The organism is Nocardia sp. NPDC059764, assembly GCF_042732555.1.
Lineage (GTDB): Bacteria > Actinomycetota > Actinomycetes > Mycobacteriales > Mycobacteriaceae > Nocardia.
Genome location: NZ_JBHWHH010000074.1, coordinates 1 through 12,166, shown reverse-complemented (window position 1 = coordinate 12,166; position 12,166 = coordinate 1). Strand labels below are relative to the sequence as shown.

Sequence of the window (12,166 nt, the reverse complement as noted above, 5' to 3'; positions counted from 1 at the left end):
CCTAGCATTGTGCGTATACGCAACTGCGTATACGCTAAAGCGACTTGGGTAGTGCGGGGACGGATCGAAGGTCCCACCGGCGCAGAGTTGTCGGTGCTGAATCGCCTCGCACTGCTTACATAGGCCGCGAAACGATTTGGACTCCAAGGGGGTACCGATGGCAGCCGGGTCGATGGCAGAGGCGGCGGTGCTGGGCGTGCTCGCGCCCGGCGGAATGCTGACCGCCGCCCAGATCGGCGAACAGGCTCAGATCACCGGGTGTTCGGCCCGCCGGGCGATCGGGCAATTGGAGTCGCGCGGACTGGTGGTGGCCGTCCCGCACGCGTCCCTTTGGTCGATCACCCCCAGAGGGCGCGCGGCTTGGGCCACGAAGTTCAGGCGGTATGCCCGATGAGCCGCCGAAGGGTGCGGCCCGCAAGGCAATCCGCACAGCCCGGTATCGAGCTCGAAGGTCGCTACCTCCAGCGCTCGGATGGGTCGTGGTCGGTGGTCGGGTCGGACGGGTGGCCGATCCCCATGGATGAGTACCTGACGCAGCTGCGCGAACTGGAAGCCGACGTCACGGCCCTCGAATCCCTGGGCGTGACCGCCATCGACGCGGAGCATCCGAGTGTCCGTGAAATTTCAGGGCGTGCAACGAATTCCGAAAGTGAGGAACTGGAGAAATGATCGCCTACCTGGTCAGCCACGAGACCGCACTCTTTTGGGGATGGATAGTGGCGTTCCTGGTCCCTGGTGCCGCGCTGCTGCGGGCCGCGCTCTGGCCGCAGCGAATTCCCCCGGAAAACAGTGTGGGCGCGATCAGGGCCCGGATCGAACGGGAGCGATGGGCCATCGCCGCCGACACGAGACGGCCGCGACCTGCCCGGCCCACCCGAAGGCCGACATCACACCGCAGCGCAGCCTGACCACTGCGCTCGGCCGACAACGTCGGCCAAGTTCAGCGCTGACGGTGTGCCCTCGGCAGGATTCGAACCTGCGACACCCGCTTCAGGAGAGCCTCCTGAGTCTGTTTTGCCCGGTACGTGAGTGGTTGGCAGCGTTGGCGGGGTTGGCCTGATGGCCTGACCGGGGCGAATTGTTGTTGGGCTCGTTGGTGAGAGCCGTGCCGTGTGGCGCTGCTGCGTACGGACTGCGTACGCGCTGTAATGCCGATGAGCGTGTACCGCCTCTACCGACAGATCCTGGTGAAACCACTTGTCTACGAGGCATATCGCATCAGTTTCGGGTGCCGGATACGCTGCGACGATGGCAACTGTTGCGGTAGAGGCCCTGAGTGCCGGTGACACGATCAGCTTCGAGAGCGAACCAGCACTGGTCCAGAGCCTCCTCCGCCACAACACGCAGAAGGGCGAGCACACCTACGATCTCAAGCTCAAGGTCTTGAGTTCAGGAGTAACCGTTGGGCGTTCCTACCGTGCAGGTACAGAGATCGAGCTGATTCCCGTGGAGATCAAACCGGTGACGCTGGCATCGACGATCGAAAGGATCTGCACGTTCGTGGATCCCGACGGGTCGCTGTACGAATTGGACGTCGCGGACTTCCAGCCAGCTCTCAGGGACATGTACGAAGGCACCACCGAGGTCTTCGCTCTGAACCTACTGAACGGCGAAGCTATCACCATCCGGCCAGCGCGGCAGTAGTGGTCGAAATACGACATCTCCACCGCAAGACACCACGTCGTATATCCGTACATGCCGCTGACCGCGCTGTTCGAGCCGGCCATTGGCGCGGGAGATTTTAATCGGTCCTTCTGTGCCGGTGTATTCGGATCACCTGGTCGCGATCGACCTGTCGGACGATGAGCGCGAGGTGCTGCGTTGCGGGCTGAGGGAGTGGGGAGGCCCCACTCGCTGCAGTGACGCGCTCGCGGTAGCGATGAACTTCCAGAGCGTGGCTGATCTGTACGAGCAAGGGCGCCGACTGAGTTCGGCGTTGATCGCGAACGAGCCACTGAGTGCTCGTGACTGGCGGCGGTCGTTGGTGGCGACCGAGTTCGTTTTCGCCAGTGATGTCTACGGGTCCGGCTTGGATTGGTCGATCACCACGGGTTTCTCGGATGTGCAGACCATCGCGACTCTTCGAGTCTGCAGCGGAAGTTGAGCCGTGCGCTGCGGCAAGCTTTGCACGGCCGTCGCTGACCGCACATCCGGTCATGCCGGGCTCGGAACGGCCAAATGGTCGACTTCAAAGCTCAACGGGCCGAATGGCTTTGAACTCCGATCGGACCCGCGTCGGCTTGCCCCGAACGTCCTGCTCTGCGGATTGCACGACGATCCATCCGGTCTGACGTCGGGACTGCATGCTCGTCAGCTCAGTGCGAGTGAGCCTGTTGGCGGGTTTCTCGGGCGCGACGGTAGGACGGGAAGGAATCGAGTAGGTGCTGCTCGAACTTGGGTGCGCGCGACTCGCGCTCACCGAAGTGCAGCTTCGACCGCAGGTGTGCATCCATTACCTGCACGGCGTCCTCTGCCCGATTCAGCGATAACAGCAACAGGATCAGACGCCGGACGAACAGGGGGTGGCTGTCGTCGGCCGCCGATGACGCTGAGTTGAGTAGTGGCTCGACCGCCAATATTGCCGTGGCCCAGCTGCTGACAGGCCCGTCGACCATGTTGAGGAATTCTTCGACGGCGGCTTGGACGTCGTCGTCGGTCTCGATCAGGATCTCCTGCGCGGCTGCTCCGATGCTGCCGCTGCGTCCGAAGCTCTCGATGGCGAGTTCGGTGGAGTAGGGCCTGCCGTCGGACAGATCGAGATTGCTGACCGCTGCATCCGGTACTGCATCGATAGCGGTTTGCAGGGCGGGAACCGCCAGCGAGCCCATGCCGGTCACTCGCAGTTCTCCGTACCTCAGGACAAGGTCGGCGAAGACTTCCAACACGCCCAAGAAGTGCTCACCTGCAACAGGTTTGCGGAAGACGTAGCCGTCATCCACCCGGTGCATCATGAAGCCGCGGTCCGTGCACATCGCTGCCTTCAGCTCCCGTGCCAGTTCCGCGCGGGTTGCCCCCGTCGCCATCGGCCCTCCCAACGACCTCGCAAATTGCTGCCTGCGACCCACAAAAACCCAGCAGCCCGTCACCGCTGGACAATACCGATGGTCGGTGTCGGTCCAATCCAGCAGCCGATATCCGCACATGCCGCTGACACCGCGGATACGGAGCACGGCGCAGACCATGATTCGGGAGTAGCGCTACTAGGTGCCGCCGCCCATCGACTGCGGCACGGCGTAGCCCACGCTGACCCGTCCAGCACGTCGGACTGCTCTCTGGAGCTATTCTTTTTGTCCTTCGTTACGAAAAGCCAGACCGCGCGAATGCATGGCTGACCTCAACTTTCGGGTTCTTGCGATCCTGAAAGTTTTGCGTGACTGATCATCACGAACGGCACTCGTGTGCCTATCGCGAGCCCCGACCAGTCGGTCGGGGCTTTTTCGTTCCGTCCAAGCCCCCCGGTTACGCATCCGCGCCGGGGGGCTTTTTGCGTTCAAAGGAGATTGACGGTGTCCAGAGTATGGAGTGCCCTCGCCGAGGGTGGCAGTTGGCTGGTGTTCTGGCTTCAGCTGCCGGTGTTGGTGCTCGCCTTCGCGGTCTTGGTTGCGTTCGCCCTCGCGTTGTTCCGTGCGCGCCCCGAGGATGTTCCACAGGTGTTCAGCACGGCCACAACGCTTTTCGACCGATGGCCGCACTGGCTCCCCCGCCGGCGGGCCATACTTCCTAAGGGTGAGGGCGAGCAGGACGAGAGCGAGACAACGCCCGTCGACAGTGAGATGAGCCCCGTCCTGAACGAATCCGACAGTGAGAAGGAGGAGCAGTGAGTCGTCGGCGCTCTTCATCCCGCCCAACTGAACGACATGCCACCGACCGGGTCTCGGTCGCAGGGACCCTGAACGCAGTCCAGCGGAGATTGTCCGCCTATGTTGGTATGCAGTTGCTGACCCAGGACGAAGCGACCGCGATCACCGAGATGGTCCATGGGATGTGCGACATGTTCCCGGTAGCGATGACCGAGGCCGCCGAGGAACTCGTCAACGATCCCCGCGGGGTGAATCTGAGCGACACGTTGGGTACCTTCGTCGCCGCGATGTTCATCATGGCTCGATACGCAGAAGACGCCGCAGGATCCTCCGCAGGCAAGAGAGCAGCGAAGCCGCACGAGATGAATTCTCGCGAAGGGAGGATCTGGTCCAAAATCCACGACGAGCCACAACTGAAAGAGACGTACGACCAGTGGCTGCGGGACCTGTCCATGGGGATCTGGGAGCGTGCAGCGGAAAGCAGGGGTGCGCGACTGCTCAAGTGCCCCAAGCACGGCTGTGTGGCCGAGGTGACTGCGGAAATGAGACTGTGCGCAGCACGTACCTGCGAATGCCCGTTGCGTGAGCAAAGTCGCGGTCGCCGTTCCAAGTTCTGCCGACCGGAGTGCCGCCAGCATGGATACCGAGACAGGCAAAGAGGATTGCCGAGCACAGCACCGGATATCGTGGAGGCGCTCGGGCACACCGCCACCCTCGACCGCGGTGTGGGAAATCTCGCCGAGCGCTGGCGAGCGATAGACGACAAAATGAGGCGGGATAATGCCTGGTCGGAAGCGGTCGCGGAGGCTGCTATAGAGATGACCTTCGAGGAAGAGGACTGACCACACCTGGTCGCTAGTTCTCGCGCACTCCGCAAGTGGCTGTTCATGCAGGACCCGCTGATCTCCCTGCTCGGAGATCAGCGGGTCCTGGTTCGCTGGCGGCCTACGATTTCTTGTCGTCGTACTGCTCGCTGTCGCATCCGAACGCGCGCCGGTTCTTTCGGCGCAGGTCGCGGTGACGGTCATTCCCGTTAGGCCGTTTTCGGGATATCCTCCCTCTCATCGACCTCCAGACCTAGCTCTGGGAACGTACTAATCTGCCGAATACCGCGCTGACCGGTCCGGCCGGCGTGCAGCATCGGAAGATCAACTGGCCGTGCCGATCCGAGGCCGGCCGAGTGCACCATAGTGCCGATTCTCGTGTGGTGACCAGTACGGCGCACTGGTCACCGGCACGGTCAGGCCGCTGTCTTCACACCCGGTGGGTTCCAGGTGCCATCGATGATCTTGTTGTCGGGCCAGTACAGCCGCAGCATCAGATTGAACTCACCTGATGCAGGAGTGGGCAGCCAGTTGGATTCCTTTTCCGCGCCGGGGGTTTGGCGCTGGATGTAGACATCCAGCGAGCCATCGGGGTTCTTGCGCATCTGTTCGCCCCGCACGGCGTAGCGGTTGATCGGGTTGGTCACGAAGAAGCCCTTGTCGTTGTACATGGTCAGCGACCAGAACGCGTGCACGGGCGGGATCTCGTCAGCCGCGAAATGCAGCACATAGCTCCGGTCGGAGGTCAGATTCGCGCCGGAGGCGTCGATCCGCGTGTTGGGATAGATCGCGTCCTCGGGCAGGTTTGCGCCCAGACCGCCGTGGGCCACCACCGCGCGCCGGTCGTAATCGGTGCCGTAGGCGCCCATGCCGGTGCGAGCGATGTTCCAGCCGTTGGCCGGTGTGCCGCCGAGATCGGCCTCGATCTTCGACAGCGCCTTGGGCCAGGCGTTTTCCCAAATCTTGCGGTCAGATTCCGGCAGCGCCGACAGGTCGAGTTCCTTGTCCGGTGTCCACCCGGCCTTTGCCAGCTGGTCGAGCAGGTCCTTGTCTTCGGGACGGGCCTGGTTGTGCGACAGGCTCGAGTAGTAGAGGTCCCAGTACTGCTGTGGTTTCAGGTCGTGGATGTATTTCGCGACCTCCTGCCCGACCGGCCAATCGGGGTGCAGGTCGGTGTTTTCCGGCGGTGTGTACGCGGTGCCGTAGGCGCTCAGCGGCGCGGCGGTCAGCTGCTGCTGGATCGCGACGACCGCGGGAATGTCATCGGGGCCGTTGACCTGGATGCGGCCGATGATCCAGCCGCCGTCGGTGGGCATCTTGTACTCGTGCACGCCGTCGGGGAGGGTGCCGTGCCAGTTCGGGCCGGTGATGGCGAACTGGTAGGCGTGCCCGGTGCCGAGGGTGCGAGTACCCGGTGACGCTTGCACGTTGGTCCACATGTCCATGATCGGGAACAGGTGATACCGCTCGCCCATGTCCGGAACGCTGATCACCAGGGGCTCTTTGGACACGTCGTAGAACATCGACGAGTACAGGGTGTCGACATTCGCGCGGACCACGCCGGTGAAGGACGCGTCGGGCAGGAATGCCATGTTCGCGAACTGGTTCATCGGCGCGGCCCCCTTTCCGTCCGGGCCCGGCACATTGGTCGACTGCCGCCGCGTCACCTCCACCGACACGAGCGGATAGGAATACACGTACGCCTTCATCGCCGCCTCCTCGCTCACACCCGAACCCGACGAGGAACTCTTCGAACACGCGGTCATCCCCAGCGCGAGTACCGCTGCACCGACCACGACGGCGAGAATCTTGCCTCGATACGATCTCGAACTCACAGGCCCTCCTCATGGGGCTCGCACGATCGACCCAACTAGATTTGCCATCAAGTAACTAAGGCATCATCGAGGCTAAACCCAGAACCCGCACCATAGGGGCACCAGACACCCGCGTCGCGAGCTACGAACACCCGCTCATGCCGCAAACCGCGCCGACCGAACCGGCCAACGCACACCGCCCAGACGCAGCTGAGCCCCGCCCGGAACACCGGGCGGGCTCAATGAGTCTGTGCGCGTGGCGGTTTGCCCGCGGGTTACTTGTTCTTCGACGGTGACGCTACTCCGCTTCGGAACTCGACCGCGACGCCATCGAATATCTGCACGTCAAACACCCTGCTCACAGCTCGACTCGCGTACCGGAACCGAACAGCCTCTGCATCGAACCCGCCGGTCCAACCGCGACCGCCCCCAGCCGCTCCGCACGGCTGGCTCTAGCAGCTCATGGGCGCGCTCAGATCCACTTCCTGACGCGTACCTGCTGTGATGTCCCGAGCCCCACCGCGATCGGACTGTGCCGGGCAAGTTCTCGAGCTGGAGGTCAGGCAGGTACGACGCCTACGCGCTGTGCCAGTTTGCCCAGTTCCCCGGTGGCGAGATCCCGCCGCACTGCCCGTAGCATCGCGCCGACCAGTTCGCGCACCGGGGCGAGCCCGCGAATATGTTGGGGCGCAGCGTGTTCGGCCCTCAACAGGGCGTGAAGTGTCGCGCGGTGGTCGCGCTACTCGCGTACGCCGGGCCGACCTCCACGAAGTAGAGGGCGTAGCGCGAAACCTTGGGTAGGTCCGCCGGGTTCAGGGTCTCCGCGATACGCAACGCCTGACCGGGTTCGCGGCGCTCCACGGCCGAACTCAGCTGCCACAGTGCGATTGGTGTCGAACGGCTGAAGGCGACGCCGGTCCTGCGGTGATTTGTGGTGACCGCCCGTTCAGAACCTCAGTTCGGCCCAGTCGATATCGATGGGAAACGGCAGGTCGAGATGAATCTTATGGTCGTCGAGGGCGACGAACTCATGAGTCTGGATGAAATTGCGCTGTCGCAGCGGGACGATGCCGTTGGGCAGATTCGTGGATTCTTCGAGCGCATAGACGCGGAGCACCGCGATATCGCCCGCAACCAACGTGACCTGCCAATACCAGGGTATTCCGGCTTCGGCGTACTTGGCCTTCTTGCCCTCGATGTCCTCCTCGCCGTTCGAGGGCGAGAGGATCTCTCCGGCGATGACGACATCGTGTGCGGCGATGTCGTCATCGATCTCATCCAAACAGCGGTAGACGACGAAATCCGGAGTGCGGAAGTCGTTCTTGCTGTGGTTGAAGAAGACGTTGCATTCCATATCGACCTGCCAGCAGCCGGAGGGCTCCCCCGTCCGCATCGCCGCCTGGGCGTTGCGCTCGAGCACATTCCCGACCCTGCGGCTGAAGCGCTGGTGCCGCGGCTTGGGCATGCGGGCCCACACCACGCGGCCGTTATGGAGTTCGATCTGCCGGGCGACCTCCTGCGGCAGGAGCTCGAGCTCCTCCCACGTCATGCGGTCGGGGATATCGGACCGGCTTGTCGATGTCATGGCGATCCTCCGGGATCGGGTCGATACGGCCTGACCCGACGTTACAGCAGTACAAGGGCGATGTGACCAGGCCGATTGAGGCGCGGGTGAGGGCCGGGCCAACGGCGCTGGCATTGGCCGGATAGGACCCGCCGGCGAGCCCAGCCAGAACCGCAGAATCGCCGCCACCGTCAGGCCTCCGGTGACCGCGAAAGCGAGTGCGCCGGTGACCCTTTGGTTGGTGCCCTGAACGTGGCCGACCAGCTGGATGCCCAGCACCGGGCCGCGACCGGGGCCGAATGTGGGCAAAAAGCGCTTCAGGTGGCGAAGTGTCGGCGCCGATAGGAACTCTGACCTGGGTTTTCGTTGTGCCCTCGGCAGGATTCGAACCTGCGACACCCGCTTTAGGAGAGCGGTGCTCTATCCCCTGAGCTACGAGGGCTGACCGCCCGGCCGAGGCCGGGTCGTCGGCAGTCTACCTGGTTGGGGGCTCGGGGGTCGCATCCGCTGGGTCAGCGGCGGGAGGCCTCGGATTCGAGGTAGGCCGCCGGGGTGAATCTGGTTGTTTTCCAACGGTAGAGCAGGGTGGCGCCGGGCCAGTTGTTGGTGATGCGGCCCGAGGCGTTGCGGTACCAGCTGGAGCAGAAGTTCCAGGGGGTGTCCTTCAGGCGGCGCTGCAGCCAGTCGTCCCAGGACTGTTCCGCCTCGGGGGTGGCGGCCAGGTAGCGGCCGGGGCGGCGGGACAGGTAGGAGATGGCCTGGCGGATGTAGCGGGACTGGGACTCCAGCATGTAGATGATGGAGCCGGACCCGACATTGGTGTTGGGGCCGTACATGAGGAACAGGTTCGGGAAACCGGGGACCGACATGCCCAGGAAGGCGCGGGCGCCCTCGGGGGACCACTCGTCGGCCAGTTTGCGGCCGTGCAGGCCGTAGATGTGCATGGGGGCCAGGAACTCGGTGCCCTTGAAACCGGTGCCGTAGACGATCACGTCGACCGGGTGCTCGACGCCGTCAGCGGTGCGAATTCCGTTGGGGGTCACCGCCTCGATGGCGGTGGTCTCGACCGTCACATTGGGCTGCGACAGGGCGGGGAAGTACTCGTTGGAGAACAGGCCGCGCTTGCAGCCCGCCGCGTAGTCGGGGGTCAGCTTGGCGCGCAGGGCCTCGTCGGGAACCTGCTTGGCGCGGTGCCGGTCGGCGATCGCGATCACCGGATGCTTGATCGCCGGAATATCGGTGAGCGCCAACGCCATCACCTCGAAGAAGGTCCAGATGGCGAACCGTTCGGCCAGCCGCGCACCGGGCACGTACTCGAACAGGGCGTGATGCAGCCGGGTGTACTCGACGTCGAACTTCGGCAGCACCCAGGCGGCCGAACGCTGGAACAGGGTCAGATGGTCGACCTTCGGCTGGATCGCCGGAATATATTGAATGGCACTGGCTCCCGTGCCGATACACGCCACCCGCTTACCGGTCAGATCCACCGAATGATCCCATTCGGCCGAATGGAACGCCGCGCCGGTGAAGGAATCGATGCCGGGCAGATTCGGCATGGCGGGCCGGGACAGCTGCCCGACCGCGGGAATCAGCACATCCGCCAGGTGAGTGACGCCGTCGGCTGTGCGGACCCGCCACATCGCGCTCGACTCGTCGAACTCGGCGTCCACCACCTCGGCTCCGAACTCGATCTTCGCGGGCAGACCGTGCTTCTCGGCGACCGTGCGCATGTACGCGTGGATATCGGCCTGCTGCGAGAATCGCCGCGGCCAATCCGATTTCGGCTCGAACGACCACGAGTACAGCGGCGACGGCACATCGCAGGCCGCGCCCGGATAGGTGTTCTCCCGCCAGACTCCGCCGAGGTCGGCGGCCTTCTCCAGAATGGTGAAGTTGGTCAGGCCGTGGCGCTGCAATTCCAGCGCCATACCCAGTCCGGCGAATCCGGCACCGATGATCAGAATGGACGGCTCCCGCTGCATACCAGCAACGGTAGAGCGCATTACCGCTGGTCATGCAGACATCGCCGGTCAGTGAATCGGTATTTTCGGCCACTCCGGGTTGTGAGCCCGGATTCGGATGCCGGTAGTTGCCGGAATGTCGTTCTCACTGCCCACTGTCCGGGTCAGTGAGCGCCGCCTGACCTGCGACGCTGTCCCCGACTGGACAGCCCGGTGTCGCACTCCCTATATTCACGGAAGTCTTTGCTCCAATTTGCTTGTCCTGGTTAGTGATTGGCTATTCTGCGCCGCCGCAGGGGGCGTCGTCAGCGCGCCGTGTCGCTGATCAGGACCGCGGAGTCGGCTGGTCGTCGTGTTGGGCGGCGGCGGGTCGGCAACGGGCTGCGGACGGCGAGGGTGGGGTCGTCGTCCGCAGCCCGAGACCTCGTCCCCCGCCTCGGGACGACTCCCTCGCAGCTGATGTCCGAATTCGGCTAGGCTCGCCGCAAGTGACTCAGTTCACGTCACTCGTAGGCACATGCAAGGAGCGGTTGGGAAATGTTGAGCACCATGCAGGACGAGCAGCTGTCGCTGGCGACACTGCTGCGCTACGCCTCCACCTTCCAGGGCGACAGTCATGTCTCCACCTGGACCGGCGACGGATTGCGCACCCAGACCTATCGTGAGGTCGGCCAGGACGCGGCCCGGCTCGCCAATGCCCTGCGTGACCTGGGCATCGGCGTCGGAGACCGGGTCGCCACCTTCATGTGGAACAACAACGAGCACATGGTCGTCTACGCCGCGGTCCCCGCGATGGGCGCGGTGCTGCACGCCCTGAACATCCGGTTGTTCCCCGAACAGCTGGTGTTCGTGGCCAACCACGCCGAAGACCAGGTCGTGATCGTCGACGGCTCGCTGCTGCCGATGTTCGCCCAGTACCTGCCCAACCTGAAGACCGTCCGCCACGTGATCGTCGCCAATGGCGACGCGGCCGCGCTCCAGGCTCCCGAGGGCGTCACCGTGCACTCCTACCGCGAGCTGCTCGACGCCCAGTCCGACAGCTACGACTTCCCGGTCATCGACGAGCGCTCCGCCGCCGGCATGTGCTACACCTCCGGCACCACCGGCGATCCCAAGGGCGTCGTCTATTCGCACCGCTCCAACTGGCTGCACGCCATGCAGGTGATCTCGCCCAACGGCATGGGCTTCGACGCCGCCGACACCGTGCTCGCCATCGTGCCGCTGTTCCACGCCAACGCCTGGGGCATCCCGTACGCCGCCATGATGTCCGGCGCCAATGTGCTCATGCCCGACCGCTTCCTGCAGCCCGCCCCGCTGCTGGAGATGATGGCCGCCGCCAAGCCCACCTTCGCCGCCGCCGTCCCCACCATCTGGGGTGGCGTGCTGGCCGGGCTGCAGGCGCAGCCGCAGGACATCTCGCACCTGCGCACCTGCGTGGTCGGCGGCGCGGCCGTGCCGCCGTCGATGATGCAGGCCTTCCAGGAGCGGCACGGCGTCAAGCTGCTGCACGCCTGGGGCATGACCGAGACCTCCCCGCTGGGTTCGGTCGCGCACCCGCCCGCCGGCGCCGAGGGCGACGAGGCCTGGAACTACCGCTACACCCAGGGCCGCTTCCCGGCCGGCGTGCAGGCCCGCCTGGTCGCCGACGACGGCTCGGTGCTGCCCAACGACGGAGAAGCGCTGGGCGAGTTGGAGGTTCGCGGCCCGTGGATCACCGGCTCCTACTACTCGCCGTCCGGCGGCGAGGTGGACCCGGACAAGTTCCACGACGGCTGGCTGCGCACCGGTGACGTCGGCAAGATCAGCCCCAACGGCTACCTCACCCTGGTCGACCGCTCCAAGGACGTCATCAAGTCCGGCGGCGAGTGGATCTCCTCGGTGGACCTGGAGAACGCGGTCATGGGCCACCCGGCCGTCGCCGAGGCCGCCGTCATCGGCATCCCGGACGAGAAGTGGGACGAGCGCCCGCTGGTCGCCATCGTGCTGATCGAGGGCTCCGAGGCCAAACCCGAAGAGCTGCGCGACTTCATCGCCCCCAGGTTCGCCAAGTGGCAACTGCCCGAGCACTGGACCTTCATCGTGGAGGTGCCCAAGACCAGTGTCGGCAAGTTCGACAAGAAGCGGCTGCGCGCCCAGCACGCCGAGGGTTCGCTGACCGTCGTCACGCTGGCCTGATCGCTGTATCCGTAATACAGCTCGAGCC

Annotated in this window: 12 protein-coding genes and 1 tRNA gene; 7 read left to right on the top strand and 6 right to left on the bottom strand. The window is 64.6% G+C overall.

What is annotated here, in order from left to right; all coding sequences use genetic code 11:
• Positions 1 to 157 precede the first annotated feature (157 nt).
• The 4 genes from ACFV4K_RS18230 to ACFV4K_RS18215 all read left to right on the top strand — a co-directional run bounded on the left by ACFV4K_RS18230 (position 158) and on the right by ACFV4K_RS18215 (position 2,104).
• Positions 158 to 394 carry a MarR family transcriptional regulator gene (locus ACFV4K_RS18230; protein ID WP_379276184.1) on the top strand — a complete coding sequence of 79 codons (237 nt, stop codon included), beginning with the start codon at positions 158 to 160 and terminating at the stop codon, positions 392 to 394.
• 122 nt (positions 395 to 516) lie between these two features.
• Positions 517 to 669: a hypothetical protein gene (locus ACFV4K_RS18225; RefSeq protein ID WP_379276182.1), complete on the top strand. Its 153-nt coding sequence runs from the start codon at positions 517 to 519 to the stop codon at positions 667 to 669.
• 579 nt (positions 670 to 1,248) lie between these two features.
• Complete coding sequence (locus ACFV4K_RS18220; RefSeq protein ID WP_379276180.1) at positions 1,249 to 1,644, top strand: hypothetical protein; 396 nt, start codon at positions 1,249 to 1,251, stop codon at positions 1,642 to 1,644.
• 112 nt (positions 1,645 to 1,756) lie between these two features.
• Positions 1,757 to 2,104: a hypothetical protein gene (locus tag ACFV4K_RS18215; RefSeq protein ID WP_379276179.1), complete on the top strand. Its 348-nt coding sequence runs from the start codon at positions 1,757 to 1,759 to the stop codon at positions 2,102 to 2,104.
• 211 nt (positions 2,105 to 2,315) lie between these two features.
• On the opposite strand, the gene ACFV4K_RS18210 is transcribed toward ACFV4K_RS18215, so the two are convergent.
• Complete coding sequence (locus ACFV4K_RS18210; protein ID WP_379276177.1) at positions 2,316 to 3,023, bottom strand: hypothetical protein; 708 nt, start codon at positions 3,021 to 3,023, stop codon at positions 2,316 to 2,318.
• Positions 3,024 to 3,506: 483 nt separating this feature from the next.
• Between ACFV4K_RS18210 and ACFV4K_RS18205 the strand changes: the two genes are divergently transcribed.
• Positions 3,507 to 3,821, top strand: a complete 315-nt coding sequence (locus tag ACFV4K_RS18205; protein ID WP_379276175.1) for a hypothetical protein — start codon at positions 3,507 to 3,509, stop codon at positions 3,819 to 3,821.
• 107 nt (positions 3,822 to 3,928) lie between these two features.
• The gene (locus ACFV4K_RS18200) at positions 3,929 to 4,642 is read left to right on the top strand and encodes a hypothetical protein (protein ID WP_379276173.1); all 714 of its coding nucleotides are present in this window, start codon (positions 3,929 to 3,931) and stop codon (positions 4,640 to 4,642) included.
• A 398-nt stretch (positions 4,643 to 5,040) separates the two neighbouring features.
• Here the strand turns inward: ACFV4K_RS18200 and ACFV4K_RS18195 are convergent, their stop codons facing one another.
• The 5 genes from ACFV4K_RS18195 to ACFV4K_RS18175 all read right to left on the bottom strand — a co-directional run bounded on the left by ACFV4K_RS18195 (position 5,041) and on the right by ACFV4K_RS18175 (position 9,984).
• A complete protein-coding gene (locus ACFV4K_RS18195) occupies positions 5,041 to 6,459 on the bottom strand; it encodes a DUF1254 domain-containing protein (protein WP_379276171.1) in 1,419 nt (472 codons plus the stop codon).
• Between the two features lie 684 nt (positions 6,460 to 7,143).
• Positions 7,144 to 7,299 (bottom strand): hypothetical protein, encoded by a 156-nt coding sequence (locus ACFV4K_RS18190; RefSeq protein ID WP_379276170.1) that lies wholly within the window; start codon positions 7,297 to 7,299, stop codon positions 7,144 to 7,146.
• Positions 7,300 to 7,384: 85 nt separating this feature from the next.
• Positions 7,385 to 7,987: a Uma2 family endonuclease gene (locus ACFV4K_RS18185; RefSeq protein ID WP_379276168.1), complete on the bottom strand. Its 603-nt coding sequence runs from the start codon at positions 7,985 to 7,987 to the stop codon at positions 7,385 to 7,387.
• A gap of 384 nt (positions 7,988 to 8,371) precedes the next feature.
• Positions 8,372 to 8,444: transfer RNA gene (locus ACFV4K_RS18180), tRNA-Arg, on the bottom strand.
• 70 nt (positions 8,445 to 8,514) lie between these two features.
• Complete coding sequence (locus ACFV4K_RS18175; RefSeq protein ID WP_379276167.1) at positions 8,515 to 9,984, bottom strand: flavin-containing monooxygenase; 1,470 nt, start codon at positions 9,982 to 9,984, stop codon at positions 8,515 to 8,517.
• A 516-nt stretch (positions 9,985 to 10,500) separates the two neighbouring features.
• On the opposite strand from ACFV4K_RS18175, the gene ACFV4K_RS18170 reads away from it, so the two are divergent.
• Entirely contained in the window at positions 10,501 to 12,138 is a 1,638-nt protein-coding gene (locus tag ACFV4K_RS18170) for a long-chain fatty acid--CoA ligase (RefSeq protein WP_379276165.1), read from the top strand.
• The last annotated feature ends 28 nt before the right edge of the window (positions 12,139 to 12,166 follow it).

Excerpts from the sequence above, each read along its gene's own strand:
- ACFV4K_RS18200 (WP_379276173.1), top strand. The coding sequence starts at position 3,929 with ATGCAGTTGCTGACCCAGGACGAAGCGACCGCGATCACCGAGATGGTC.
- ACFV4K_RS18175 (WP_379276167.1), bottom strand. The coding sequence starts at position 9,984 with ATGCAGCGGGAGCCGTCCATTCTGATCATCGGTGCCGGATTCGCCGGA.
- ACFV4K_RS18220 (WP_379276180.1), top strand. The coding sequence starts at position 1,249 with ATGGCAACTGTTGCGGTAGAGGCCCTGAGTGCCGGTGACACGATCAGC.
- ACFV4K_RS18170 (WP_379276165.1), top strand. The coding sequence starts at position 10,501 with ATGTTGAGCACCATGCAGGACGAGCAGCTGTCGCTGGCGACACTGCTG.
- ACFV4K_RS18230 (WP_379276184.1), top strand. The coding sequence starts at position 158 with ATGGCAGCCGGGTCGATGGCAGAGGCGGCGGTGCTGGGCGTGCTCGCG.
- ACFV4K_RS18210 (WP_379276177.1), bottom strand. The coding sequence starts at position 3,023 with ATGGCGACGGGGGCAACCCGCGCGGAACTGGCACGGGAGCTGAAGGCA.
- ACFV4K_RS18185 (WP_379276168.1), bottom strand. The coding sequence starts at position 7,987 with ATGACGTGGGAGGAGCTCGAGCTCCTGCCGCAGGAGGTCGCCCGGCAG.
- ACFV4K_RS18225 (WP_379276182.1), top strand. The coding sequence starts at position 517 with ATGGATGAGTACCTGACGCAGCTGCGCGAACTGGAAGCCGACGTCACG.